The 26,321-nt window shown below is 41.1% G+C and carries 29 protein-coding genes, 3 pseudogenes and 1 CRISPR repeat array; of the genes and pseudogenes, 18 read left to right on the top strand and 14 right to left on the bottom strand.

The features are described from left to right. Positions 1–115: 115 nt before the first annotated feature. Both ACE1CI_RS11450 and ACE1CI_RS11445 read left to right on the top strand, forming a co-directional pair. Positions 116–412, top strand: a complete 297-nt coding sequence (locus ACE1CI_RS11450) for a helix-turn-helix transcriptional regulator (protein ID WP_496615410.1) — start codon at positions 116–118, stop codon at positions 410–412. A 66-nt stretch (positions 413–478) separates the two neighbouring features. After that, positions 479–616, top strand: a complete 138-nt coding sequence (locus ACE1CI_RS11445) for a hypothetical protein (RefSeq protein ID WP_413267363.1) — start codon at positions 479–481, stop codon at positions 614–616. On the opposite strand, the gene ACE1CI_RS11440 is transcribed toward ACE1CI_RS11445, so the two are convergent. Beyond that, positions 591–1,331: a hypothetical protein gene (locus tag ACE1CI_RS11440; protein ID WP_413267362.1), complete on the bottom strand. Its 741-nt coding sequence runs from the start codon at positions 1,329–1,331 to the stop codon at positions 591–593. The two genes, ACE1CI_RS11445 and ACE1CI_RS11440, sit on opposite strands and share 26 nt — an antisense overlap. 244 nt (positions 1,332–1,575) lie before the next feature. Between ACE1CI_RS11440 and ACE1CI_RS11435 the strand changes: the two genes are divergently transcribed. From ACE1CI_RS11435 to ACE1CI_RS11415, 5 genes are all read left to right on the top strand, one after another. Then, complete coding sequence (locus ACE1CI_RS11435) at positions 1,576–1,827, top strand: hypothetical protein (protein ID WP_413267361.1); 252 nt, start codon at positions 1,576–1,578, stop codon at positions 1,825–1,827. Continuing rightward, positions 1,797–2,114 carry a hypothetical protein gene (locus ACE1CI_RS11430; protein ID WP_496615409.1) on the top strand — a complete coding sequence of 106 codons (318 nt, stop codon included), beginning with the start codon at positions 1,797–1,799 and terminating at the stop codon, positions 2,112–2,114. Before ACE1CI_RS11435 ends, ACE1CI_RS11430 begins: the two co-directional genes overlap by 31 nt. A 14-nt stretch (positions 2,115–2,128) precedes the next feature. Next, positions 2,129–2,476, top strand: a complete 348-nt coding sequence (locus ACE1CI_RS11425) for an STAS-like domain-containing protein (protein ID WP_413267359.1) — start codon at positions 2,129–2,131, stop codon at positions 2,474–2,476. Next, complete coding sequence (locus ACE1CI_RS11420) at positions 2,476–3,081, top strand: hypothetical protein (protein WP_413267358.1); 606 nt, start codon at positions 2,476–2,478, stop codon at positions 3,079–3,081. The genes ACE1CI_RS11425 and ACE1CI_RS11420 overlap by 1 nt, the downstream gene beginning before the upstream one ends. Positions 3,082–3,229: 148 nt before the next feature. Next, on the top strand, positions 3,230–3,565 hold the full coding sequence (locus tag ACE1CI_RS11415; protein WP_413267357.1) for a hypothetical protein: 336 nt from the start codon (positions 3,230–3,232) through the stop codon (positions 3,563–3,565). Positions 3,566–3,769: 204 nt separating this feature from the next. On the opposite strand, the gene ACE1CI_RS11410 is transcribed toward ACE1CI_RS11415, so the two are convergent. Continuing rightward, positions 3,770–5,080 (bottom strand): hypothetical protein, encoded by a 1,311-nt coding sequence (locus tag ACE1CI_RS11410; RefSeq protein WP_496615408.1) that lies wholly within the window; start codon positions 5,078–5,080, stop codon positions 3,770–3,772. Positions 5,081–5,189: 109 nt separating this feature from the next. Between ACE1CI_RS11410 and ACE1CI_RS11405 the strand changes: the two genes are divergently transcribed. Genes ACE1CI_RS11405 through ACE1CI_RS11395 form a run of 3 tightly spaced genes read left to right on the top strand, consistent with a single transcriptional unit; the run spans position 5,190 to position 7,282 of the window. Further along, a complete protein-coding gene (locus ACE1CI_RS11405; RefSeq protein ID WP_496615407.1) occupies positions 5,190–5,564 on the top strand; it encodes a hypothetical protein in 375 nt (124 codons plus the stop codon). After that, on the top strand, positions 5,542–6,657 hold the full coding sequence (locus ACE1CI_RS11400; protein ID WP_496615406.1) for a TIGR03985 family CRISPR-associated protein: 1,116 nt from the start codon (positions 5,542–5,544) through the stop codon (positions 6,655–6,657). The genes ACE1CI_RS11405 and ACE1CI_RS11400 overlap by 23 nt, the downstream gene beginning before the upstream one ends. Positions 6,658–6,706: 49 nt before the next feature. Further along, complete coding sequence (locus ACE1CI_RS11395; RefSeq protein WP_413267354.1) at positions 6,707–7,282, top strand: HD domain-containing protein; 576 nt, start codon at positions 6,707–6,709, stop codon at positions 7,280–7,282. A 79-nt stretch (positions 7,283–7,361) separates the two neighbouring features. Continuing rightward, positions 7,362–8,444: direct repeats of the CRISPR family, unit length 36 nt; unit sequence GTTTCCAACTAATCCGAATTAACCCAATCGGTGGGG. 472 nt (positions 8,445–8,916) lie between these two features. Here the strand turns inward: ACE1CI_RS11395 and csx2 are convergent. The 5 genes and pseudogenes from csx2 to ACE1CI_RS11370 all read right to left on the bottom strand — a co-directional run. Further along, positions 8,917–10,140, bottom strand: a complete 1,224-nt coding sequence (csx2, locus tag ACE1CI_RS11390) for a TIGR02221 family CRISPR-associated protein (protein ID WP_413267352.1) — start codon at positions 10,138–10,140, stop codon at positions 8,917–8,919. Positions 10,141–10,263: 123 nt separating this feature from the next. After that, positions 10,264–11,232 (bottom strand): hypothetical protein, encoded by a 969-nt coding sequence (locus ACE1CI_RS11385; RefSeq protein WP_413267351.1) that lies wholly within the window; start codon positions 11,230–11,232, stop codon positions 10,264–10,266. Between the two features lie 129 nt (positions 11,233–11,361). Then, a complete protein-coding gene (locus tag ACE1CI_RS11380; protein ID WP_413267350.1) occupies positions 11,362–12,006 on the bottom strand; it encodes a hypothetical protein in 645 nt (214 codons plus the stop codon). Further along, a pseudogene (locus ACE1CI_RS11375) lies at positions 11,949–12,131 on the bottom strand (hypothetical protein); the annotation flags it as partial. The pseudogene ACE1CI_RS11375 and the gene ACE1CI_RS11380, both read right to left, overlap by 58 nt. A gap of 70 nt (positions 12,132–12,201) precedes the next feature. Further along, positions 12,202–12,339, bottom strand: a pseudogene (locus ACE1CI_RS11370) (type III-B CRISPR module RAMP protein Cmr4); the annotation flags it as partial. Here ACE1CI_RS11370 and ACE1CI_RS11365 point away from each other — a divergent pair. From ACE1CI_RS11365 to ACE1CI_RS11345, 5 genes are read left to right on the top strand one after another with little or no spacing between them, the layout of a single operon-like run. Then, complete coding sequence (locus ACE1CI_RS11365; protein WP_413267349.1) at positions 12,282–12,515, top strand: hypothetical protein; 234 nt, start codon at positions 12,282–12,284, stop codon at positions 12,513–12,515. The pseudogene ACE1CI_RS11370 and the gene ACE1CI_RS11365 overlap by 58 nt on opposite strands. 11 nt (positions 12,516–12,526) lie before the next feature. Continuing rightward, on the top strand, positions 12,527–12,910 hold the full coding sequence (locus tag ACE1CI_RS11360) for a DUF5895 domain-containing protein (protein WP_496615405.1): 384 nt from the start codon (positions 12,527–12,529) through the stop codon (positions 12,908–12,910). Positions 12,911–12,958: 48 nt separating this feature from the next. Then, positions 12,959–13,309 (top strand): hypothetical protein, encoded by a 351-nt coding sequence (locus ACE1CI_RS11355; RefSeq protein ID WP_413267347.1) that lies wholly within the window; start codon positions 12,959–12,961, stop codon positions 13,307–13,309. 31 nt (positions 13,310–13,340) lie between these two features. Further along, positions 13,341–13,508 (top strand): AcrVA2 family anti-CRISPR protein, encoded by a 168-nt coding sequence (locus ACE1CI_RS11350; protein ID WP_496615609.1) that lies wholly within the window; start codon positions 13,341–13,343, stop codon positions 13,506–13,508. Between the two features lie 11 nt (positions 13,509–13,519). Beyond that, the gene (locus ACE1CI_RS11345; protein WP_413267346.1) at positions 13,520–13,741 is read left to right on the top strand and encodes a hypothetical protein; all 222 of its coding nucleotides are present in this window, start codon (positions 13,520–13,522) and stop codon (positions 13,739–13,741) included. Between the two features lie 254 nt (positions 13,742–13,995). Here ACE1CI_RS11345 and ACE1CI_RS11340 read toward each other — a convergent pair whose 3' ends face one another. Further along, positions 13,996–14,196, bottom strand: a complete 201-nt coding sequence (locus tag ACE1CI_RS11340) for a hypothetical protein (protein WP_413267345.1) — start codon at positions 14,194–14,196, stop codon at positions 13,996–13,998. 319 nt (positions 14,197–14,515) lie between these two features. Here ACE1CI_RS11340 and ACE1CI_RS11335 point away from each other — a divergent pair, with 319 nt between their 5' ends. Then, complete coding sequence (locus tag ACE1CI_RS11335; RefSeq protein ID WP_413267344.1) at positions 14,516–15,913, top strand: TldD/PmbA family protein; 1,398 nt, start codon at positions 14,516–14,518, stop codon at positions 15,911–15,913. A gap of 140 nt (positions 15,914–16,053) precedes the next feature. After that, complete coding sequence (locus ACE1CI_RS11330) at positions 16,054–16,719, top strand: Uma2 family endonuclease (RefSeq protein ID WP_413267343.1); 666 nt, start codon at positions 16,054–16,056, stop codon at positions 16,717–16,719. Here the strand turns inward: ACE1CI_RS11330 and coaE are convergent. Next, on the bottom strand, positions 16,708–17,295 hold the full coding sequence (gene coaE / locus ACE1CI_RS11325; protein ID WP_413267342.1) for a dephospho-CoA kinase: 588 nt from the start codon (positions 17,293–17,295) through the stop codon (positions 16,708–16,710). The genes ACE1CI_RS11330 and coaE overlap by 12 nt on opposite strands. 115 nt (positions 17,296–17,410) lie before the next feature. On the opposite strand from coaE, the gene ACE1CI_RS11320 reads away from it, so the two are divergent. Continuing rightward, positions 17,411–18,397 carry a hypothetical protein gene (locus tag ACE1CI_RS11320; protein WP_496615404.1) on the top strand — a complete coding sequence of 329 codons (987 nt, stop codon included), beginning with the start codon at positions 17,411–17,413 and terminating at the stop codon, positions 18,395–18,397. 57 nt (positions 18,398–18,454) lie between these two features. On the opposite strand, the gene ACE1CI_RS11315 is transcribed toward ACE1CI_RS11320, so the two are convergent. The 5 genes and pseudogenes from ACE1CI_RS11315 to ACE1CI_RS11295 form a co-directional block, all read right to left on the bottom strand. Further along, positions 18,455–21,193, bottom strand: a complete 2,739-nt coding sequence (locus ACE1CI_RS11315; RefSeq protein WP_413265806.1) for an EAL domain-containing protein — start codon at positions 21,191–21,193, stop codon at positions 18,455–18,457. A 40-nt stretch (positions 21,194–21,233) separates the two neighbouring features. Further along, positions 21,234–22,870, bottom strand: a pseudogene (gene cobA / locus ACE1CI_RS11310) (uroporphyrinogen-III C-methyltransferase). Between the two features lie 3 nt (positions 22,871–22,873). After that, a complete protein-coding gene (locus ACE1CI_RS11305; protein WP_413265805.1) occupies positions 22,874–24,541 on the bottom strand; it encodes a tetratricopeptide repeat protein in 1,668 nt (555 codons plus the stop codon). A gap of 308 nt (positions 24,542–24,849) precedes the next feature. Beyond that, positions 24,850–25,380, bottom strand: a complete 531-nt coding sequence (locus ACE1CI_RS11300; RefSeq protein WP_413265354.1) for a peptidoglycan-binding domain-containing protein — start codon at positions 25,378–25,380, stop codon at positions 24,850–24,852. 292 nt (positions 25,381–25,672) lie between these two features. Continuing rightward, entirely contained in the window at positions 25,673–26,236 is a 564-nt protein-coding gene (locus ACE1CI_RS11295; RefSeq protein WP_496615403.1) for a hypothetical protein, read from the bottom strand. Positions 26,237–26,321: the final 85 nt, after the last annotated feature.

Below are 26,321 nucleotides of genomic sequence, written 5' to 3'. Positions count from 1 at the left end.
GGAGGACTGCTATGTAAAGTCAAATTTACCTAAAATAATCGTACTTCCGTGTAAAGTTAACTTTACACATAAGCATGACAGGTATGCCTTAGAGTGTCAAGCGTGGAACCATTACATGACATACAGGAACACCAGATTTTTGAAGTTGTTGGAACGTAGGGGGATGACTCAAGAGCAATTTGTGGAATTGGTAAAAAACGGATGGCAGGGAATCTCTGGTCGCGCTTTGTCACGTCAATCTGTTAGTGCTTGGATTAACGGTAAAAGCATCCCCAGACTTTCTCCAGCCGAAACATTAGTGATTATCGAAATCCTGGGTTGCACTCTTACAGAACTGGCGATCGCTTTTTCTGATGACTTAAAAGACGACGATTCTCCTACAGAGACACTACGCGACCGGGATAATTCTTAGTTGAATTGACAATGTAAAGTTTCCCTTACATAATAATGTCAAGTTAACTTTACATTAAAAATCATCATGGGAAAACTACCAACAACATTCACAACTTTGGATTTAACAGGTTTTGACATCGACCAAACCAAGCAATACACCAGCATTACTCGTGAGATGGTAGATATTGCTTGTTACATCAAGTTACGTCGGGTGACGCATTAGCATCTGATTTGTGCAATTCAGACACGGCAATAGTTGTAGACTCTGATAGAGTTGTCGTTACATCAGTTACATCAGCACTTGGATTCAGTTGATTTGGTTGATGCCACAAATTGATGAACTCGGACACAATATGGATGGGTAGCAGACAGCAACGGCGGGATACCATATCTGGTTCTTTGGGCAACATCGGATTACCATCAACATCGGTACGTGGTGTAATCAGCAGCCGTTGGTAAGTTAAACTCTCATCCTTAGAGCGATGGAATTTTTGCACAGATTTGATTCGTCCGCCAGCTTTGTCGATTAGTGCTTCGATGACTTTGCGGCTGTAGATAGGTGCAAACATCCGATCGAGCACGGGCCAGACGACACTCAGATGAATAGCTAAAGCTTTACCGATTTCCGATGTCTCCACTACCCGCACGCTCCACATCCCAATCAACGATTCGGCGTGCAAGGCGTTGAGTTTATCCAAAAAGTCAGTTAATGAGTTGGCAACCGAATCGGCATCGTTAGCAGTTTTGCACAGTTGGTCAACTACATACGACTTGATTTCATCACTCTTGAAGTTGGCTAATTTAGCAACTGCTTGAGCGTACCAAGTCACCAACCCAAGGGAGTCTGCAATCCGAGCATGGGCATAAGGTAAATGCGATCGCAATTCATTCGCTAAAGCCCGAATTTGTTTAACTGATCGTCCTCTTCCACTAACCAACCAATTTCACCATTCAGAGATACTGGTACATTCCATTGATTCGTAACTTTGTATTCTTTGATAGTAGAAACAGCATTTAGTGAACGGTATTGATTTCTGGAATTGTGAGGATTTTGCCAGCCATCAAGTTTAGCGAAAGTGAACAGAGTGCCGATACCGACACCCGATCGCCCATTGCCAAAAAGAATTAAAAAACTCGCAAAATATTACTATCAAAAAAGATACCGTTCATAAGAATATTAAGATGAATCTTCAACAAAATGGATTCATGTATGCTTTTTGTGAAGATAAAGAGCCTTGGCAAGGTAATTCTATCCCCTATCGAGAAGATCCAAAGCAAGATAAAAACGGTTTAGTTTACTACTTAACAGAACAATGGCTGGGACGAGGCTGGGTTCAAATGAACCAAAATTTGCGAAACGTCATTGTAGGAACAGTCTGGGAGATTTACGCCAACGCTTTTGAGTGCGCCAATTCAAAAATAACCCGACTTTAGCAGCAGACAAAGCTTTAGAATGGGCCTTTCAAGCCGGAACCAGCACTCGACGTGGTGGTGTGGTTGGGGGTGTAGGACTTGACTATTTGAAAACATTTGTAAAAATTAATCGCGGAAAGTTGGAGTTTTTCAGTCAAGATGGGTATGTAGCGATCGATGAAAATCAGGAGATTTACCAAACTCGGCAAACCTTTTTCCAGGGGACACTGGTCAACATTACACTCCAATGTGATGAAGCCTTTTACATTCTAGACTGTGATGCCGATGATGAAGAGCCACTTTTCTAAGGGGAACCCAAAACATGAGACACAACATTCACGACCTAATAGGCAAAACTTGCATGACCCCGGAAGAAGGTCAGAAGGTGTATGATCTAACTTACCCCGAACTCATGGCAAATCGTCCCGTAGACCTTGACTTTGCTGGCGTGGAGATTTTTGCATCCCCTTTCTTTAACTTTGCTATTGGACAACTACTCAGAGATATTTCCCCAGATACCTTAAATCGTCTGCTGAAATTTTCTAATCTCAACCCAGTAGGTAGACAGGTACTCAAGCGAGTTATTGAAAATTCAAAACAATATTACTCAAATGAAAAGACTCGCAAAGCAATAGATGATGTTGTTAGCGAACAGGCAAATAGTCTCTAATGGCAGTCAATTATACAGTTCAAGCTGAAGTTGTTGATATTCGGTTTGACCAACCAAAGAAGGATGATATTTTTTTAGTAGATACGAATGTTTGGTACTGGCTAACCTATACCAAAGCCAGTACATCAGCAAATAACTATCAAATTAGAGATTATCCCATTTATATAGCAAAAGCTCTTTCGGCTCAATCACTACTTTTATACTGCGGTCTTTCTTTATCGGAGTTAGCCCACAATATAGAACAAACAGAAAAACAAATCTTTTCTTCTACCTTAAGACCAAAAGAATATCGTCATAATTATCCAACAGAACGAGCTAATGTTGTTGGGGAAATTCAAGCTGCTTGGAGTCAGGTTACATCTATTGCTGTCTCAACTGATATAACAGTGAATGAAGTCATTACTAATGCTTGCTTAAATAGATTTTCAACTCAACAGCTTGATGGCTACGATTTGCTAATTTTGGAAGCAATGGACAAAGCAGGAATCGTTCAAGTAATTACTGATGATGGTGATTATGTAACTGTTCCTGGTATTAAAGTTTTTACTGCTAATCAAAATGTAATTACAGCAGCAGGAAACCAAAGCAAGCTTTTAATTCGCTAAATACAAGGTATTGTGGTTGTAGCGTTCGCGTAGCGTGCCGTCAGGCGTATCGCCGAAGTGAATACCAAAACCTAACAATAGGAAAACCCCGTTTCCTTCTAGTTGCCATAATCTCGATCGATTATCAGTTTTGCTGAGGAATGGGATTATGTTAGAAGTAGGTTCGCTGAATTTTAGTACAAACCGAGACTTATTTAGCCAATTTACTGAGGAATTTCTCAGTTTACCTAACTTTCAACGTGCTTGGGTGAAAGTTGCGGAAAACAAAGGTTCTCCCGGTATTGACGCACAAACGATCGATGATTTTAGCCTGAATCTAAATACTAATATCTTAGAATTGAGAAATACGGTGGCTAACAGCACCTATCAACCACTGCCTTATAAACAAGTCGTTGTACCAGCTAAAACATACTTTTCTAGCTTTTCCGTTTGTTGCCGATCGCCGAAAATATTAGTAGAATTAGGAGTTAAACTTCGAGTTTGAGAACTCAGTGAATTTTTGGTACTAAAATCTGCATTAACAACCATTAATACTCACCTCAAAAACTTAACTATAGATAGGTCAGCTTGGATAATTTAATTTAACTAAATGGATGGAAAGGGGGCATTACCTAAAAAACAAAAAGCAGCTTTTTGGTAGCTGCTTGTCGAAAAGTAGTGTAATTATTGAATAGTTAACCAGATCGCATTAATCTTGAGTCAGCTTTACCAAGAGTTTAGCCAAAGCTTGTACCATTGGACGACTGGAAATATCTTCACCGCGTTTCAGACGATGAACGCTACCTTTGAGTACAGGTTCTTCACTGGTAATGGTATCTGAATTACCATGCAAATCACTGTAAATAATGGCAACTACAGGTAAAGGTTTTGCTAGTTCTGTTTCACAAAACTCTTGCCAAGCCTTCACTTCTTCTTCAGTCTTAGCTACAATAATGGCGTGAGTAGCTTGAGACATGATAACTTTATTCTCATCGCTAGGAATTCTACCGCCTACATCAAATAGCAGTAGTGAGTTTTTAATTACTTTAATTTCTCTAGCTTTAGCTTGAGCAAATTCGGGGGTAAACTTAGCTTTGTATTCTGCCTTTAATTTATCAGCTAACTCTGGATATTTGGCGACGGTTTCCGCATACCAAGAACCATCACCATCGGGACAACCAGAAATGGCATAAAAATCAGCAGGTGCATTATTCAAGTTGAAAATTGCTGCTTTTAAACCATCTCGCAATACCGTTTTTCCGGTATTGGGGGAACCACAGAGGACAGCTTTAACCGTAGGTGAGGGATCGTAATTTACATCAAAGGTTTCTCCAACTTGATAATTTTTAGAATGGTTGAATACTACTACGTATCTATCTAGTCCTTTATCTCCATCTCCCAACTTGGGATCGAAAACTGCTACGCTGCTATATAGATGAGCGATTTTGTTAGCGATTATAAAACTAGCTAGAACAGTAGCACGTCCGTTAATTCTCAGCAGTTGTTTACCACCTGGTAACTGTCCCGAACTAATTAATTTTTCCAGTTGTGCTTCTGCATCTAATAAAAGTCGATCGCCATCAGCTTTCACACCATTGTTAATTTTGGCAATTAAAACATCATTTTCCCAATAGATTAAAAATGAAGGAGAACTATCATCTATCGTAGCTACTTGCTTAACTTCTCCGGTAACAAAATCAATGCGACTACCCACTGGGTACTCTGCTGCGGTACTGATGACGACAACGTAAGCTCTTAAACGAGTATCGGAAACTGCGATCGCTCGATATAAGTGTGCGACTTCATGGGCTAAAGTATAACTGGCTAGTAGGGAAATTCTGCCATTAATTTTCAGTAGATTTCCGCCTCCCAGTTCCCCAGCAGCGATCATCTGTTGTAAACCTACTGCTACATCGCGCACAATTTGGTCGCCATCGGCAAGAATTGGTTCACCGTCTGCATTTTTGGCAAAATCTACTTTTAAGGTATCTCCTTCTAATTTCATTTGATAGCTAGTCATTAGTTTTTCCTTCTTTGTGTTGACTGTTTTAGTTTGTCACTACTCAGGAAAGGGAGCTTTCCTGAGTAGTGTAGTTTAAAGAGGTAACTTAATTGACACCAGCAATTTTATGTCTGCTCAAACCTTTGATTTCCCGCCAACAGTAAAATTATTGCAGGTATTTGCACGCGGTTCTTTGAGACAGAATTTGCCGAAAGCAGTGCGGTTGTGGGTGATTTTGCGATCGCTTTATGGTGACGAAACCGATCCGATGAGGTTGCAACTTAAGAAAAAGTTTACTTATAGCGATTGGAATAAACAGTTTTTTACTCAAACTGATATAAATCATAAGGATTATACTATTCCTAGCGAACACGATCCCTTATGTCCTTGTGGGAAAACTCTTCGTGATTGGTTGTTCAATTCTGATACTGGTTTAAATCAGGAAGAATGGCTTTTGTTCTTTCCGAAATCTTTACCCCATGAATGGACAAGATTTAGATAATTTGCTATCTTTTGGTATCATTACCCAAGTTAAGAAGAATCCCCAAAAGCAAAAAAGTTTACCCAATGGTCGTTTGTTTGCTGTCACTAGTAAGAACATTCAAAACGATTTTAAAGCTTTGGCGGAAATGGGATGGTTAGAAGCACAAGCAATTAAACAAGGTACAGGGAAAAAGTTTAAAATTGTGTATTCGTTGGTTGAGGAGTTTCCCCAGGTTGTTATTCACCCGGAAAATACGATTCTTGATGGAGAGACAACGGTGGTGAGAAATGCGATCGCTAATGATTTAGCTGATTTCTTTGAAGATTTTGGCAAAGAGATTAATGGTCAAAAACGCTTTGTTTTGGATATCGAGTATATCGTTCATCGTCAGTTCAGTCAGCAAATTGATACTTTGCGTCAACAGCTAAAATCTATTTGGCATCAACCGCAAATCCCGCCTGTGAAAATTACTTATGTCAGTGCAAGAAACTTTCAAAATTATCAGGATGAAGGGGAAGAATATATAGTTTATCCGGTTTGCATTTACTATTCCCATCGTGCGCCTTATTTGTTTGCTTTTGGTCAAACACCAAAGGATGATACTAAAATTGATTGGTATGATTATCGACTCGATCGCATTCAAAATTTGCAGCAGTTAAACTGGGATGATGTAAATATTGAGGGATTTACCCAGTCAATTTGTCAGTCTAAAACACCGAAACAAATACAAGAGTACCGTGCCGAAGCTTGGGGATTTGATTTTTACAAACCACAAGAGTTACTATTGCTGCGGTTCGATCGCTATTTCCATTCTCGTTACATTGAGGGAACGGAACGCGACGAGCTATTTACGAAAATACCTTATAACTATGCTGAATCTCAGATTATCAATGCACGAATAGACTCCGAACAAAAGTCAGAACTTTTAAAGGTTTTCTATTCTCGTTCTCCTGAAGATATTTACTGCCGAATTAATTATCGCACTGATGATAATAATGTAGTTATGCGTTTGAGGGCTTGGGGAGCAAATGTTGAAGTGTTTTTGCCTTGGTCATTGCGATCGCGCATGACTCAAGATATCCAAGCTACCTGGAAACTTTACCAAAGGTAGCAGGGGGTAATCGGAAATAATTTTATTTACTACCAATAACAAATGACAAATGACTATGAATACGGAAACACCAAAACTTTCACATCGATTTGAACAAGCTTTAGTTTATGCTACTCAGCTTCACGCTCACCAAGTCAGAAAAGGTAGCGATATTCCTTACATTAGTCACCTGTTGAGTGTAGCAGCGTTGGTATTAGAAGATGGCGGAGACGAAGATGAAGCAATTGCAGCACTTTTACATGATAGTATCGAAGATTACGGTGGTGCAGAAACTCGCCAAGCTATTTTTATGTTATTTGGGCAAAGAGTTACAAATATTGTGGATGGTTGTACGGAATCTGATGTGATACCTAAACCTCCTTGGCGCGATCGCAAGTTATTATATCTAGAAAAAATGCGCGATGCTTCTCCTTCTGTTCTGCGAGTTTCTTTGGCAGATAAATTGCATAATGCTCGTTCAATTTTAACTGATTTATACCGACATGGTGATGCAGTTTGGCATAAGTTTAATGCGGGAAAAGAAGGTACTTTATGGTTTTACCGCAGTTTGATTGAAATTTACGATCGGGCTACAAAGAGTTTTTTGCTCGATGAGCTTAAAAGGACAGTTGATTTGTTAGTTTAACTTGGTTAGGAAGAATTAATAGCTTTAATAAAACTACCTAAGCTTTACCAACAGGTTGACTTAGGTAGTTTATTTTTGGCTTTCCAACTAATCCGAATTAACCCAATCGGTGGGGATTCGATTGCAAATTCTTTTAGCTGGTTGTTTTCCTGCTCAAGTTTCCAACTAATCCGAATTAACCCAATCGGTGGGGCAAAAGAATACGATAGATGGCAGTCGCACCGTAAGAGTTTCCAACTAATCCGAATTAACCCAATCGGTGGGGTTCTTTCAGCTTCAGTAAATTCATTTGGCAGAACATCGTTTCCAACTAATCCGAATTAACCCAATCGGTGGGGCTTGCCGCTTTTGCTGGCGCCTGTGAAGACGCAAAAAATAAGTTTCCAACTAATCCGAATTAACCCAATCGGTGGGGCAGATTGACTACTTTCAACTTCTTCAATGGAGAATAATGTTTCCAACTAATCCGAATTAACCCAATCGGTGGGGAGGAATTTTCCCATGAATGCATTTTTTAATTTCGTGAAAAAGGTTTCCAACTAATCCGAATTAACCCAATCGGTGGGGTTCTTAATGGGTTCTCCAAAAAACGAGAACAAAAGACTGTTTCCAACTAATCCGAATTAACCCAATCGGTGGGGAGAATCCACGGACATATGCGAGTTTTTCCACGGATTGTTTCCAACTAATCCGAATTAACCCAATCGGTGGGGGTAGTTGTTTCTGGAGTGAATGTCTTCACTCCCCAAGAGTTTCCAACTAATCCGAATTAACCCAATCGGTGGGGACGTTTTACGCCGGCGTCCAAAAGCCGCATAATATCGTTTCCAACTAATCCGAATTAACCCAATCGGTGGGGTCAACAATGTGTTGAAGGAAGCGAAGAAATCGGAGGTTTCCAACTAATCCGAATTAACCCAATCGGTGGGGTCAATTTCCCACTCGCCTTCCTTCTGGTTCTATTACAATGTTTCCAACTAATCCGAATTAACCCAATCGGTGGGGTGGCTTCCTGCCCGCCATGTTACATCACCGGCAGCAAGTCTCGTTTCCAACTAATCCGAATTAACCCAATCGGTGGGGCCCGGTTATCCATGGTATTTTGACTCTCTACAACCGCCAAGGGGTTTCCAACTAATCCGAATTAACCCAATCGGTGGGGAGTTCGCCGCAGAGCCTTTACCCAGAGAGGATTTCAAGCATCAAATCGACGCACCTGTTAAAAAGATTGTAGATCGGCAGTAAAAGTGGAGTCAATAATATGGCTCAAATGCAGTCCAGGTAAGGCATCGACGCAGTTTAACGATTTTTTGCGGGTTTGGGGAATAACCAGGGGTGTGTCGATCGCGATCGAACCCGTCCCCATTTGACAGCAAACCCAAATACAGCAATAGTTTGAGCGGCTTTAATCTTTCAGGAAGTCCGTGCTTTAGACCTACCTGCACACCTCCACCCAAACCGCGAGGATGGGGGGTAAATAGGTGCGTCGATGAGAGCAGCCAAAGTAGCAAATTCTACAAAAGCCAAATATAGCAAGGCTTTCAGCGATTTTAGAGCAATGGGGAAGAAGTATTGAGCTTTCGATGCACTCGACTCTGATTATCCAAATCAAAAGCGATCGCGCTTTACACATCTTAACAATTGCCCAAATCCCAAAACTCAGCTAGTTCGCATAAAGAACTTATTGCTTGATTCGCACTCTGAACAATTTTACTAGGATTAGGAGCGTGTCTTTCATATCCAGCATGGTCGAGAGTATTTCGCAGCGATCGCACTTTATTCCATACAGCAATCAGTTGTCTTTTTTCCGGCCATTTGTGAATTTTTCTCCCATAATCTGTTAGTTCTTTGGGAGGTCTATTCTGACTAATTTCCCAAAGTGCGTCATTAATATCTTCACGAGTATATCGATTGTCAATATCGACACTTCCATCTAACTTATAATTCACCGCCGCTAACAACCACTCTCTAGCCAGAGTCATTGCTTCGATGATGCGATTGTTATTATGATACCAGCGAATTAGTTGAAACTGAGCTTGCAAAGCCTCCTTAGCATTTTTATCTAAATCTCCCACAAAAGAACTGAATGTTTGAGTAACTTGTTGCCGCAACATTTCAAAAGGAACAACTCGATTTGGCTGCTGTTGTTCAGCTTCTAACAAATCTTTAGCTAAAGCATCTGCTAGTTTACCTAATTCTATAGGCCGACAAAGTAACGTAGCAAACGAAACATCAAAAAGAGTTGTTGCCGCTTCATAATTAGTACCAGAAACGTCGCTATTGGGATTGAGAAGTTTAGATAGCTGCCTTGCATCTCCCGTTTCCACAAATTGATTGCTAGCAACAATCCAGTCAATCATAGATACAAATTCTGATAGATCAATAACAGGAGCTATGCCGTTATTTTCTGATTTTAACTCAAAAGCGCCATAATAAATTGCCTCAATAATCACTTGTTTAGCTGTTTTGAGATAGGCAGCAAATAAGAACACGAGAAAAGGAAGCGATCGCAAACCGTGAGTGATATCAAAAATTACGCGATCGCCACTCTCGATATGTCCTGTAATAATGGTGAATATTTGCCACATTTCGGCAGTATTATTCCCAGTTGGGATACCAACCGCTTGAATTTTAGAATCATTAAGCGCTTCCAGCACCGACCAATTCACATCCTTAGCTTTTTTCGTTACACAGACTAACATCAAGTCATATTTATCTTCGCCACAAAATTGCCGCAGTGCTTCTGGAAACACTTTACCATCATATTTTTTCTCCTCATCATTTTCATCTTTAAAAGCGTAGGTAGTAGTGCTAATAGCGGGTGCAGCACCTAAAAAAGTGATGATTTTTCTGTTCATAAATTAGGGTATTTCTTCAAAAAAGTAGTAATGTTTAAAGCTGATTTGATTACATTAGTGAATGATTTGAATTGGTGTGTTAATTGCATTCTTGGGAATGCAATTAACACACTCGATTGTGTTTTACCCAATCAAATCAAAAGCACTATGCTGATAATCAATCAAAAAAGGCCCAAAAGATTGTTTAGAAGCAAAGACGAATGAAACGTATTCTAATTCGCGATCGCGCTTCAAACAAGCCATAATCATTCCCACCGACATCGGCTTTGTCCCACCAGTAAAATCAGCAATTAATTCATGCTCTGCATAGCCACTTTGTCGATAAACTCTATTCACATAGTCAAAAGTATCTTGAGCATCACCTGGACAAACCCCCTTTCGATGGACTATTACCTCTAATGGTCTGCCGTAATTAGTTTTTAACTCCTTGCAATAATCTTCGATCGGGTCAACTTTGCTGATACTGGGTTCACCAAATTTATCTTTTTCAGTATCATTAGAAGGAATTAGCCATACTTTTTCCAAAGTACCTTTTTCAATATAGTGATAATCAATCGCAAACTTAGCACTATCAGGATTACTAACAAGTAAAATTAACCCTTTTTTCCCTTCTGGCTTTCGCAGTTCTCCAGAAATTCCTCTGGAAATAATTTTTCGCCCGTAACTTTGCCACATTCCAATGCCGATAACAGCTATACAAGGAATGAGAAACATCAATACTTTGGGCAGGTAAGCCACAAAATCAGGAGTGTTTTGTTGAATCTTCAAAAAATACAATAAATACTGGATCAACGATTCAATTAAAGCACCCGCATTATCAAACCACCACCCCGCAAATCCAATTCCCAAAAGCGTCCAAACAGGCAATCCCAAACGGCGAAAAATGCGCCCCAATTGCAAAGATTCAATAAAATTTATAGTTTGGTTAGATATTGCCTTGGTGAAATGACTGACTAATTTTATAGCCAAATAAGGGATTGACCGGGCTATTTGCAATCCTCTCTTGCCAAGCGGTTGCAAGCGAGTGCGGATAGCGATCGCCTTTTGTTGCATCCTCAAACCTAGCCGTTTAGAACCCGGTTTATTGTTCATATTTCCTTTTAAGTCTCATAATTTAGACTCGTCTCCCCAAGTGGGAGTAGCGATAATATCCAATACCAAAGAAAGCCAAAGGAACTAGAGCGATCGCCCAATGCAGAAGTTATAATTTTATTCGGAACACTACTTTGACCAAAGTCGCGTAAATCCTTTTGGCTTCGACTGAAGAAATGTCAAAAATTTATTAAACTCATCCGAATCATCAGGAAAAATCGTCAATAATTCCAAATATTTAGGCTTCTCCTTTGTAAAATTATTGGCATCAGGCACCGAATTTATCACAGGATACATCCGATGCCAAAGGCGACCAATTTGCGTCGGATCGTCTGACTTATTTGTATCCTTTACCCTACCCGTAACAGACGTGCGGTATATAAGAGGTCGAGCATTTTGATTAGGTGGTGCATTTCCTCTTTGAAATGCCAAAGAGTTGCTTTGATTTAGGGGTTTTTTAGGCTGGTTCTGAGAAAAACTCCCTCTTTGAGACTGCTGATTTCTTGGCGTTTCGGAAGGATGCAGCCAAGGAATTACTAGGGACTCTTCAGCAATCCGACCCCAAACTTGCACATTATCCTCCCGCCACGCTTCCCGCCATGTTTTTGCATCATCATTTTCAGTTTGCTGTGCCACAGGTCGGAGTACTGGTCTGTTCAGTTTGGGCTTAGAATCGTCTTGAACTGTTACAGGTCGGGGTACTGGTTTTTTTAGATTTCCATATCTTTCGTGAGATGATAACGCTGCTTTTGTTCCTCCGTACAAGCTTGACAAAACGCGCCTTTCATACTGCTACCGGGATAAAATGGCAAGCCAAAAGCGCCCAGTGCTGGAAAAATTATCCCCTCAAATTGTCCTCCATTCGTAACAAAACGCCACTGTATCTGATAAGTTTTTGTTTGAGTTGAGGCATTTTCACCCAAATCTGGAGTGTCAGGATAAGCTTTCTCCGTCCACTGAGATACATGAAGGACAACTTACCCAAACAATGGGTTGACCCGGACAAAATACAGGCAACCACACGATAGAGGCATATTCAAACTTAATTAATGCTTCAGTGGTACCACCATCAGAACGACCATCAACTGCCTCGTGCCCGTACCAGTCATTGTCATCTTTTAGCCTTAATGCCGCTACGCGGAATGGGATTGATGTTTTTTTGGATTTTGGTCATGCAAGAAATTATCGATCGCTTAAATCCTCCTTACGTGGATACAAATTTTGTTGCTTCGGCAGAAATGCTGGGGGTTTTTTTTAAGCTGTTGCTCGATCGCCAAACTTGATTAGCGATAAGTTGTCGCAGCTATCGCTAATTGAAGTTGGTGTTTTTGAGAATTTATTTACTGGACTGCGGGCTAGTGGAAAGAACGATCGCTGGCGCAGTCTGGTTGTGTTTCACTGTGACTTTAAAGGCATCAAAGAAGGTGAAGGCGGCAATAAATCCTATTGCTGCAAAGTTGAGAAATATGACCAGCCTGCGCTCGAAAATCTGCGAACTTGGTTTTTGGGAAGCAAAGACAAAAAGGCTGCTGTTTGGGAATTGTTCGATATGAATGCGGCTGGATTTGCTTTGAGTGGAATCAATGAACCTACCAAATCGGCTCTACCACCAGGCGAAGACGATGATGCGTCACAATTACCACCAGCAAAAGTTAATTTGCTGAAACCATTAGCTTAGTGATTAAAAGACTCAGGAATTCTCCTGGGTCTTTTCATTGGAGGAGTAATGAGTAACTTTCCTTGCTGGTTAAGTCCAGGTGAATTAGAACAAGCCCAGGCATTGCTAGATTTAGGATTTGTCTACTGCGGTGATGTCGATAATTTCTGCGAATTAGAACCTTGCGGAAAAGTTGGCTCTTGGCAATTTGGTACAGCTCCAGGTGAGGTTTGTATGGACGCTGTATGCAATGGTGCGCTTTACAGTTGGTGTTTAGAAACTCATCCAAACTTTGATGATGATGGCTTTTTTGAAACCAGATTGAAAGAAGCCAAATCTACCATCCTTCAAGTAATCAGAAAACAGTCTGAACAAGTGCGATCGCAATATCAACAATTATCCTTATTTGAGGTGAACTGATGACTATAATTATCAGCTAAAAACAGCAACTATTCCTGAAAAAAATAATAACTCATCTACATATCCAAACCGCAAATCACCAATTCAACATGAACGGCGAGGGCATTGGAGAAGTCAACGAGTGGGGGCGGGTCGATCGCACATCAAAACCATCTGGATAGAACCGCATCCTGTTGGTCAAAAATATGTTGAAACATAGACAATTCCAGTATGAAACCAACAGCGATCGATTCTCCTTCTGTTGCTGTTCCTCGCGCAGATGGATCTACAACTTACTACTATCGTAATGGCACTCAAATCACTATTGATAGAAACAACACCACTAACCCAGCGGGAACTCCTCTTTATCCAGGTGTTAATGGTGGGATCACAGATAATAGGCTCACCAATCCTAACAATTCTCCACAGAATCAACAGTTTTTGACAAAGTAGATTCAGTTGTAGTTTTGAAGATCTGGAAGCTTGTTCGCTTTTGGGTGATTCCACACACCAGCAAGGAGCGGCGATCGCTATATCTTCCCCGAAGAGCTGGTAGCCCAAACAATGTCAAATTTTGGCTCTGATTTTCTAAATTCATACTTTACGAGATTTGGCGATTCTGACTACAAATTTTACACTTAGGTTAAACGATCGAGGGAAAAGCTAACGAGCTTTCCTTTATCCTTTAACCTTGACCCATTTTCCATCTAATATCTAACCGGAACTCGGAGGATTTTGGGGCTATAGCAAGCTGTACTTTGGCAGGTATTTGATGAGGTAAAGTAAACTAACATCATAAACACAAACATGATTACCACAAAAATATGCGCCATGAAGTCAACAGTTGTGAATCCTTTAGTTTTGTTTTCGTTTCTATGTAGTTCGGCTCGGAAAACATGAATATTCATAAACTTTTTTTTCTCCAAATAGTAGATGCTGAGCAAATCTATATTTATAAATTGCCCAAATTAACTGTAAAATCTATTACTTACAGTAAAGTGTTTTTCCGGGGTTAGATATGGGCTCTAACTAGTGGAGTACAGCAGAAAGATTGAGCAGTTGAAAACTTCTCAAATGCTGAACAGAAAAGCTTTCTTTCCTGCGAGCATTCTGCCTTTTAGCCTTGGAGCCTGATTGCACTAGCTAACGCTACCCATTAAATTGCAGAATAGATCGAATTAGCTCACATTTCGATTAACTTAAACTTTTATTCAAGAGTTGCCTGTCATGCAGACTTTACTGATCAATGGGAAAAACCTGCTTTCTGATTTGATTGCTCGTTATCGATCGCAAGTTGACTATTTGGCGATTCGGCTGGAAGAATCGGAAGGGACTGATATTTTACTGCGAGCAGATAAGATAGAAACCCTTTCCCAAGGCATCTCTCTTGGTGGACAGGTGCGGGCTTGTTACAAGGGGGGTTGGGGTTTTGCTAGCTTTAATAAACTTTCAACGCTCAAAGAACGGGTGGAGGAAGCGATCGCAGCTGCGAGAATGGTAGGGGAAGAAGAAACGATTCTGGCACCGATTCAAGCAGTGCAGGATGTTTGCAGTTTACCTTTAACTGGCACCGATCCGCGCCAAATTTCTTTAGCCCAAAAGAAAGAGTTGTGCGATCGCTACACAGAAATTCTCCGTAGTTTAGATAAACGGATTACTACTACTTCAGTCCGTTATGGTGACAATGCCCAACGAGTGATTCTCGCCACTTCCGAAGGCACCATGCTAGAACAATCTTGGGTGGATATGGAAATGCGCTTTGCTGCTACTGCGAGAAATGGAGACACCGTACAAACTGGTCGGGAAACTACAGGATCGCGCAAAGCTTATGAAGATTTAATTGGTTTAGATTCCCAAGTCAAAAGTGCTGCACAACGCGCCGTTGATGCCTTAGCTTTACCTCCAGTTAAAGGTAACACTTACACGGTGGTGATTGACCCGATTTTAAGTGGGTTGTTTGTTCATGAAGCTTTTGGTCATCTTTCGGAAGCAGATATGGCTTATGAAAATCCTGATTTGTTGGAAGTAATGACGATCGGGCGCAGATTTGGGCCAAAAGAATTGCAAATTTTTGATGGTGCAGCCCCAGAAGGACATCGAGGTAGCTATTTTTACGATGATGAAGGTACGCCAGCAACAACAACTCAATTAATTAAAGATGGCGTTTTAGTCGGTAGATTGCATTCTCGTGAAACAGCAGGCAAACTGGGCGAAACTGCTACAGGAAATGCCCGGTGTTTAAATTATCATTATCCCCCATTAGTGCGGATGACTAATACTTGGATTGAACCGGGAAAAACACCTGTTAAGGATTTATTTGCTGATATCAAAGAAGGGGTTTATGCGCGTAATTGGTTGGGGGGAATGACGAATGGAGAAATGTTTACTTTCAGTGCTGGGGAAGCTTGGATGATCCGCAATGGAGAAATTACTGAACCTGTGCGCGATGTGACTCTTTCAGGAAATGTGTTTACTACTTTGGCTGATATTGAAGCGATCGGCAATGATTTTTACTGGGATGAGTCCGGCGGTTGTGGTAAAGGTGGACAAAGTGGTTTACCTGTAGGTTGCGGTGGCCCTTCTTTGCGAATTAAAAATGTAATTGTCGGGGGAGAAGCAGCTTAATTAATATTAAGTTTGTTGTGACGACTTTAGTCGTTCAAGTTTGTTGTGACGACTAAAGTCGTTCCTTTGTCAGATAGAAGGACTAAAGTCCTCACAACGAACCGGGTTGATTACTATTTCTTTTAATTGGAGGTTGAATTATGACTGAAATAATGGCGAAAATTTTGCCTTTGGAAAATGGCGATCGTCTAACTCGTGCTGAATTTGAACGGCGCTACCAAACAATGCCTAATTTGAAAAAAGCGGAATTAATTGAAGGAGTAGTTTATATGGGATCGCCAGTTCGGGTAACTCACGGTCAACCTCATGCTGGAATTATGACTTGGTTAGGAACTTACTGGACGGCTACACCGGGAGTTGGATTATTTGATAATACTACAGTTCGTCTTGATGCTGATAATGAACCTCAACCTGATGCACTATTAAGAATTGAGAATGGTGGACAAACAATTATTAGTGAAGATGATTATTTAGAAGGTGCGCCAGAATTCATTGCTGAAATAGCTGCGAGTAGCGCTTCTTATGATTTACGAGATAAATTAAGAGTTTATCGTCGCAACCAAGTGCAAGAATATTTAGTATGGCAAGTGAACGAACAAAAAATTGACTGGTTTCGGTTAAGGGAAGGAGAATATATTGTTTTACCAAGCGATGCAACCGGAACAATTAAAAGTGAAGTTTTTCCCGGTTTATGGTTAGCAGTTCCGGCTTTAATAGCTGGGAATTTGGTTGAGGTTCAGTCGGTGTTACAAATGGGTTTAGCAACATCTGAACATCAAATTTTTGTCGAAAGGTTAAGAGGCTAGTGCAGCATCTATTTGTTGATAAAGGTATTCTAAGCTGCCAGAATTATCTAAAATAACATCAGCTTTTTGGCATTTTTCCACAAGTGACATTTGACTGCTAATTCTAGATTTTGCCTGTTCTAATGTTAAATTATTTCGCTGCATTAATCGTTTTATTTGTTGTTGTTCATCAACAAATACTACCCAAATTTCTGTGACTAACCCTGTTAATTTTGCTTCAAATAGTAGAGGAATGACTAAGACAACTGTGCTGTTTGATGGTAATTGATTCATTGCTTCTGCAAAGCGTTGTCTGACGTAAGGATGTATTTGTTGTTCTAACCAAATGCGTTCTTCATCGTCACGGAAAACTATTTCTCCTAATTTTTGCCGATTTAATGCACCATCAGGTAAAAGGATTTCTGTTCCGTAACGTTGAGAAATTTTGTTTAAAATTGGGGAACCAATTTGTACGGCTTCACGCGCATAAATATCTGCATCTAAAATTGGTAATTGATAAGTGTTGGCTAAATAATTTGAAACTGTTGTTTTGCCAGTACTAATACCGCCAGTTAAACCAATTTTACGCTGAGTCATGATAGTAATAAACCTGGTTCGTTGTGAGGACTTTAGTCCTATTATGCGCGGAATATACGACTAAAGTCGCTACTAAGTAGGTGCCAATAAATAAAGTAAAAATAGTTATCTATCAATGGGGTGGGCAGGATGCCTACCCCACAAGAAAGCTGAAAATTTTGTGGGGCAGGCAGGATGCCTACCCCACAAGAAAGCTGAAAATTTTGTGGGGCAGGCAGGATGCCTACCCCACAAGAAAGCTGAAAATTTTGTGGGGTGGGCAGGATGCCTACCCTACAAGAAAGCTGAAAATTTTGTGGGGTGGGCAGGATGCCTACCCCACAAGAAAGCTGAAAATTTTGTGGGGTGGGCAGGATGCCTACCCTACAAGAAAGCTGAAAATTTTGTGGGGTGGGCAGGATGTCTACCCTACAAGAAAGCTGAAAATTTTGTGGGGTGGGCAGGATGTCTACCCTACAAGAAAGCTGAAAATTTTGTGGGGTGGGCAGGATGTCTACCCTACAAGAAAGCTGAAAATTTTGTGGGGTGGGCAGGATGCCTACCCTACAAGAAAGCTGAAAATTTTGTGGGGTGGGCAGGATGCCTACCCCACAAGAAAGCTGAAAATTTTGTGGGGTGGGCAGGATGCCTACCCCACAAGAAAGCTGAAAATTTTGTGGGGCAGGCAGGATGCCTACCCTACAAGAAAGCTGAAAATTTTGTGGGGCAGGCAGGATGCCTACCCTACAAGAAAGCTGAAAATTTTGTGGGGCAGGCAGGATGCCTACCCTACAAGAAAGCTGAAAATTTTGTGGGGCAGGCAGGATGCCTACCCTACAAGAAAGCTGAAAATTTTGTGGGGCAGGCAGGATGCCTACCCTACAAGAAAGCTGAAAATTTTGTGGGGCAGGCAGGATGCCTACCCTACAAGAAAACTGAAAATTTTGTGGGGCAGGCAGGATGCCTACCCTACAAGAAAGCTGAAAATTTTGTGGGGCAGGCAGGATGCCTACCCTACAAGAAAGCTGAAAATTTTGTGGGGCAGGCAGGATGCCTACCCTACAAGAAAGCTGAAAATTTTGTGGGGTGGGCATCCTGCCCGCCTTTGTTTTACTTTATTTAGATCTACCTACTTACAAACTTAATTATAATTATGATATTTACCAAGATAAATATTTGCTCATTGTTGATTATTGAGATTTTCCCAGACAAAGTGACCGTTAGAAGAGATTATTCTTTCAGCTGTTTGGCGATCGACAGGACGAGAAAACAAGAAACCCTGACTATATTCACATTCTAAAGATTGCAATTGCAGGAGTTGTTCGGTGGTTTCTACTCCTTCGGCAATCACATCCATGTCTAAAATGTGAGCTAAAGAAATGATGGTGCGGACAATTTCTAAGCTTTCGCCATCAAAAGCCATTTGATTGATAAAGGATCGATCGATTTTCAAAGTATCAATTGGTAGTTGATGCAACCTTGCTAAAGAAGAGTAGCCTGTACCAAAGTCATCTATTGAAAGCTGAATTCCCAAAGTTTTTAATTGTTGCAACATGGCTGTTTCGGAAGTAGAGTTTCCCGTCAAGCTACTTTCTGTAATTTCTATTTTCAAACTTTCTCGGTTAATTCCAGTTTCTTGTAAAATTTGGTCGATGCGTTCTATTAATCCCAATTGTGCTAATTGAGCAGCGGAGAGATTGACACTAATTGTTAAGGGGAATTTTTGCGGAAATTGTTGTTTCCAAGTCACCATTTGGCGACAAGCTTCTTTTAATACATACCGATCGATTAAACTAATTAATCCGGTTTCTTCGGCTAGGGGAATAAATTCTACTGGTGAAATCCAACCTCTGCTGGGGTGATACCAACGGACTAAGGCTTCAAAACCAATTAATTTGCCATTTTTAATTGAGACTATTGGTTGATAGTAAACTTGGAATTCTTTACGTTCGATCGCTCGTCTTAAATCTGTTTCTAACTGCAAGCGTTCTACGGCTTGAGTTTGCCATCCCGGTTCAAAAACTGCATAACGAGTTTTACTTAATTGTTTAGTTTGGTGCATGGCTGTATCAGCAGCACGCAGGTAATCTTCTGGTTGTTCATAACCGACATAACTGAATGCAATGCCAATACTAGTAGTAATAAAAACTTCCTGTCCGTCAAGATCGAAAGGATAGCTGAGTGCTTGGTAAATTTGCTCGGCAAGTTGAGTCGCGTTGCTAGTTTCTCGCAAGTTTGTTAACAAGATAGCAAACTCATCTAATCCTACTTGTGCTACCATTGCTTTTCTGAATCTCTGGGGATTCTGGGAAGTATTATTTCTGCTGAAAGTTGGCTTCTGTGAGGTTTGGTTATCCTCGATTAAATTTGATTCTAAATCAACATCAAAAAATGAGAAGTTTCTATTTTGTAAGCAATTTTCAATTCGTTGAGCAGCAGCGATCAGCAAGCGATCGGCTAAATGATGCCCCAAACTAAATTTAACCATTTGAAAGCGGTCTAAGTTCAAAAATAATACAGCAAATAAACTGTTTTCCCGATCTTTTGCTAAGTGAATAGTTTCTTTAAGTCGTTTTAAAAATAAAGTGCGGTTTGGCAATCCAGTAATTAAATCGTAATAAGCATAACGTTGCAATTTTGCTTCTGCTTGTTTGCGTTCGCTGACATCTTGTACCATTGTCAGATAGTTAACAATTTGATTATTGGCATCTTTTAACGGTGTGTTATGCCACTCGCAAGTAATTGTCCGACCATCTTTAGTAATGTTTTCCATTAAACTATGATCTGTACTTTCTCCTGCTGCTAACTGCTGGTGAATTTGTTGCACAAAAGCTCTAGCGTCAGGGGAAGTAATTAAGTGTTCCAGGTATTTATTTAATACTTCTTGTTTGGTATAACCAAATATTTTTTCTGCGGCGGGATTCCAATCTATAATCCGAAAGTCTCGATCTCTGAGAATACAACCTATAGGCATTCGATCGATTTGCAGTTGCAACCGTTCTTGTAATTGTTTAGTTTGCTCATAAAGTTGAGCATTAATAATTGCCATTGCACAGCGTTCGGCGGTAATTTCTAATAGATGAAGTTCCCGATCGCTAAAGGGATGATTATTAAACCAATCTACGTGCAGCACTCCCACTAAATTCCCATTCCTTTTTAAAGGTACACCCATGATTGTCTGAATATTCAGTTGTTTTAAAATTGGGCTAATTATCAGCGGATTTGCTTGGACATTTTCTATATACAGTGGTTGATGAGAAGCTGCAATAGTACCAGCAAAACCTTCACCGATCGCTACACTAAATTGCGATCGCAGTTCTTGTTCAATACCAATGGTAGCCCTCACCCGGAGGCGATCGCCTTCTTTGAGCAAAATTACGCCTGTATCTGCTTTAATTACTTCCATAATTCGCAGAAGCAATACATTTAGTAATTCCCCTAAATTTAATGTACTAACTGCATTAGCTGTCACTCTACTCAGAGCAGTTAAATCTTCACTTTCTTGGCTTAATTTCTTGAGTAATTCTAAACGTTCTTTTTCTGCTTCTTTGCGGTCTGTAATGTCCCGTGATATTCCAATTAAACCAATTATTTCTCCTTGTGAATTTCGACAGACATTTTTTGTTGCTAGATAGACCTGCGTCTTGTTGTTAATAGAAATAATTTCCTCCACAGTTTCCGACTTACCGCTGCTAATAATTCGGCGGTCATTTTCCATGATTCTTCTAGCTGTTTCTAAAGCAAAAACTTCTGTATCATCCTTGCCAATTATTTCTCCGGCTGGCTTACCTAAAATTCTGGCAGTTTCCGAATTAACAAATAAATATTTTCCTTGAATATCTTTAATAAAAATAGCATCCGTAGTGCCTTCTATTAATGCCCTAAGAATATTGTTACTATCTGACAGGCTAATTTCCATTGCTTTGCGATCGCTTATAGCTTTTCCTAGTCCTCATTCATTAATAATAAGTATTTTGGCTTTTCTCAGCAATAACCCCTTTATTTATCACCCATTTAACAATTGCTTCACTTAATCCACTCAGGGTGTATTCTGTTGCTTCTATGTCAACTTTTCCTAATAGCTGTTGACAAGTTTTCGAGGTTTGGGGGCCGATCGAAGCCACAGTAATTTCTTGTAACTTCTCTAATGTTAATTTATCTTTGACTAACTGATAAAAATATTGCACAGTTTTGGAGCTAGCAAAAGTAATGATATCTATAGATTGCTGCTGTAATGCTTCTAAAATTTCCGGTGCAATTGAACTAGGACAACCGGACTGGTAAGCGGGAACTTCTGCTACTTTTGCACCTTTAGCGGTTAATTCTTGGACTAAAACTTCCCTCCCGCCTGTTTCCACTCTGGGAAAAAGAATCTTTTGGTTTGCTAACTCTTCAGGAAAATGTTCTACTAAAGAATCGGCCACAAAATCAGGCGGAATAAAGTCAGGAGATAAGCCATATTGTGCTAGAGATCCAGCGGTTTTTTTTCCGACAACCGCAATTTTTACTTTCTCTAAAATTTGCGGATTTTGTCCTTTATCTTGCAATCGGCGAAAGAAGTAATCTACACCGTTAGTCGAAGTGAGAATTAACCAGTCAAAAGAGTGTAAATTAGCGATCGCTTCATCCAAAGCAAACCAACTCGAAGGAGGAGTAATTTCTAAAGCGGGCATTTCGATCGCTACTGCCCCTTGTTGTTGCAACAATTGGCAAAACTCACTAGATTGTCCAGCCGCACGAGTTACTAGTATAGTCGTGCCTGTCAAAGGAAGTTCTGGGTTAATCTGATTCACGTTGTTATTAGTTCGAGATCAATCTTGATAATTAAGCAGTTTAACTGAATCTCCTATCAAAATATATGATCTGAATCAACACTTTGCAAATAGGGGTGTAACCCTACAACCTCACCGATTACTATTACTGCTGGTGAAAGAGAAAAATTAGCTGTTACCTGAACGACATTTTGCAGTTCTGCTGTCCAAACTTGTTGTTCGGGATGTCCCGCCCAACGAATTACGGCGATCGGGGTTTTTGGCGATCGACCAAACCTCAGCAACCGAGTCACAATTTCCGCCAGATTTCTCCCCCCCATTAAAATCACCAAAGTTTCCATCCGAGAGATTGCCTCCCAATCCAACTCATCTGGTTCATGGGCGCTAAACACGGCAAAACAGCGACTTAACACGGGATCGGTCAAAGGAATTCCGGCTAATAAAGGTGCTGCTAAAGCCGAAGAAATTCCGGGTATGACTTCAAAACTACAACCAGAACTTTTCAACGCTTGAATTTCCGAAGTACTGCGACCAAAAATAAACGGATCGCCACTTTTTAGCCGGACAACTTGTTTTCCTTCCTGACATTTTTCCACTAGCAAGCAATTAATTTCTGCTTGTTTTGTACTGGGTTTCCCACCACGTTTTCCCACATCAAACAGGCAACAATTTGCTGGTACTAACTGCAAAAGTTGAGCATCCACCAAAGCATCATACACTAAAACTTCCGCTTGCATTAACACTTTTTGTGCCCGCACCGTCAAGTAATCTAAATCACCTGGGCCAGCACCAACAATATAGACTTTGCCTGCTTGAATCGACATAAATTACTGCTTTGTGTTCAGTTGTTGGATCAATGTATCAATTTTTTGTGCTTCCTCATTTCTGCCCTGATTTGAAAATAAGTCTTTAGCCTTTTGGAAATTAGCGATCGCCTCACTTTTATTACTTTGGACTTTTGCCACTTCCCCTAATACCAAATAAGCCGGAGCAAAATCTGGCTTTAATTGCAACAATTCTCTAGCTTCTGCACTAGCTTCCGAGTATTTCTTTTGTTGTCCAAAAACCACAGCCAACTGCATTTGAGTCGCTGCCAATTGGTCATTTTGTTGTTGTTTTTTAAACAAATCCTTAGCCTTTTGCAAACTAGTTACAGCCTCCGCTGGTTTACCTTGTCGCAGAGCAATTTCCGACACCAAAAGATGTGCCGGAGCAAAATCTGGCTTTAACTGCAACACTTCTCCCACTTGGGTGCTAGCTTCCGAGTATTTTTTTTGCTGTGCCAAAACCGCTGCCAACTGCATTTGAGTAGCTGCTAATTGGTCCTTTTGTTGCTGTTTTTTCCACAAATCCCTAGCCTTTTGCAAATTAGTGACAGCTTCTGCGGGTTTACCTTGTTGCACGGCAACTTCCGACACCATCATATATGCGGGAGCAAAATCTGGCTTTAATCGCAACAGTTCTTTCGCTTGAGTACCAGCTTCTTTGTATTTTTTTTGTCGTCCCAAGAGCATTGCCAACTGCCATTGAGTAGCGGCTAATTGATCGTTTTGTTTTTGTTTTTTAAATAAATCCTTAGCCTTTTGCAAACTACTAATAGCTTCCTCTGGTTTATTTTCTCGCACAGCAATTTCTGCTAACAAAATATGAGCCGGAGCAAAATCAGGTTTGAGTGCAATAGCTTGTTGAATTTGGGTTCTAGCTTCCGCGAATTTACCTTGTTTTCCTAACAAATTAGCCAACTGAGCTTGCACGCCGACAGCTTGTTCTGTTCGCCCTTGTTTCTGCCATAAACCCTGAGCTTTTTTCAAACTTGCGATCGCTTCATCAGCCTTACCTTGCTCAGACAAAGCCATAGCTAATACAATGTGAGCAGGAGCAAAATCCGGCTGCAAACGAATAGCTGTTTGTGATTGAGCGATCGACTCATCAAACTTCTTCTGTTCACCCAAAGCCACAGCCAACTTGATCACCGTTTCCACATCATCAGGCTTCAGACGCAAAGCTTCCCGATATTGAGAAGCCGCCTCATCCAACTTACCCTGACGCTGCAACAGCACCCCTAAATTAGTATGAACTACCGAATTTTTCGGATCTAATTCAATAGACTTACGCCAAGACTCTTCCGCACTTTTAAGATCCCCTTGTTGAGCACTAGCAATTCCCTTTTGATAAAAATCAGCCGCACTACCAGACGCAGGTGCAGCAGCAGTTGTAGCTGATTGGTCAATATTAGTTGGTTGGCTAATATTAGGAATACTTTCTACACTTGAACTCCCAGCCGTTGTACCCGGACTAGATTGTGCAATACTCGGCGTATTAGGAGCAGTCGGAACAGTACCAGGAACAGGTGTCGTAGCAGCTGAACTACTAGGTTGCCCAGAAGTTGTAGGATTCGTCGAGTTCGACGGCGAAGAAGAACACCCAACCGCAGCAAAGCCAAAGCAAAGTACAGTAATCAGCAACAGGTGAATAGACTTGTGTTTTTCAGACATTCTTAAACAAAGGTTTTAACAATAACTCTTAGCCTAGTTTAAGCGCTCAAATCAAATAAAGGCAGAAGGGGAGAAGAGGTAGGGAGGTGGGGAGGTAGGGAGGTGGGGAGATGGGGAGGTGGGGAGATGGGGAGGTGGGGAGGTGGGGAGAGTTGAAGAGGTAATTCAATGATCTTCCCCTTGTCCCCTTGTCCCCTTGTCCCCTTATCCCCTTGTCCCCTTGTCCCCTTATCCCCTTGTCCCCTTATCCCCTTATCCCCTTATCCCCTTGTCCCCTTGTCCCCTTGTCCCCCCATTCCCCCATTCCCTCAGCGCCACTTCAGGAAATTAGATAACCAAAAAGGCTCTTTAGAAGGAGTGGCATCAGGGTAGCCGCCTCGCAATAATGTCCAAGTAATACTATTGACGATGCCGTTATCTTTTAATTTATGCTTTTGTTGAAAGTCCTTAATAGTTAACTTAGTCTTCTGGTCAAAGATGCCTGTTCGGTTGATTTCATAACCATTGACTTGCAAGAGTCCCTGTAATTCATAGACATCGCTGCCACTGTACCCCTGTCTGAGGACACGAGCTCCAGGTTTCACAGAAGATTTTAATGCAGCCCAGGTTTGCGGCCCGACTACGCCATTAATTCTTAAGCCGTGTTTTTTTTGAAATGACCTGACAGCGGCTTCTGTCAGGCTACCAAAGTCTCCGTCAATAATTCTAATAGTGTAACCGTGAGCGCGTAAGAGTCCTTGCAACTCTGCTACCGCAGGGCCAGAATCCCAAGGATGAATTTCTTTTCCTGTAAACGCCGCATCACAAGCGGTATCTGTAATTTTTTGATTCAAATTCATAGTAGTGACCTCCGCCGTAGGTTTTCGGTTTATGTTTTTTGGACAGCATAAGGCTGAGAGAATAATATATTCCGTCGTGTTATTAAAATTTTTCCTGGGAAAAGCCTCTATCTCTGGAGAGAAAACGGTTACTTTTCTATATTTACTCTAGTAGTTTTGAATAGCAAATACCAGCTTTAACAATCAAAATTTTGGGAAGTAAAAGAAAAGACAGTAGCATTATCTGCCACTGTCTCTCTCTCACTCTCTCTAATGACCGCTAGCGTCTCCAAACAAATCTTCCGCAGAACAATTACCAGGAATTCCTTCTATTGTTGCCTTCATCTTCGTAGTAGTCTTCGTCACCAAACTCACCACCGCGAGACATTACCTCTTCTTGGGGATTGGTATATGGGTCGCCAGCATAAGGCTCGGGCATATAACCGCCGCCAGACATTCCTACATCAGCAGGGTCGCCGTAGGGGTCTTCACTGGCAGGACGCACGTTACCAGACATTCCTACATCAGCGGGATCGCCGTAGGGGTCTTCACTGGCAGGACGCACGTTACCATACATTCCTACATCAGCGGGGTCGCCGTAAGGATCTTCACTGGCAGGACGCACGTTACCATACATTCCTACATCAGCGGGGTCGCCGTAAGGATCTTCACTGGCAGGACGCACGTTACCATACATTCCTACATCAGCAGGGTCGCCGTAGGGGTCTTCGCTTGCTGGACGCACGTTACCAGACATTCCCTCATCAGCGGGGTCGCCGTATGGGTCTTCGCTTGCTGGACGTACTCGCTCATCCTCTTGGTCATTATTGGAACCAAAAGCGATTTCGCCGATTTTTCTGAAAAATCCATCAACCATGATTTATTCTCCTTAAATTATGAATGTTTATTGGAGGTTGGGGCGATCGATCTAAAGCGGACTAAAGCGAAACAATTTGGTGACG

It is taken from the genome of Floridaenema flaviceps BLCC-F50 (genome assembly GCF_041929275.2).
Taxonomy (GTDB): domain Bacteria; phylum Cyanobacteriota; class Cyanobacteriia; order Cyanobacteriales; family Aerosakkonemataceae; genus Floridanema; species Floridanema flaviceps.
This window is presented reverse-complemented; position numbering and strand designations above follow the sequence as displayed.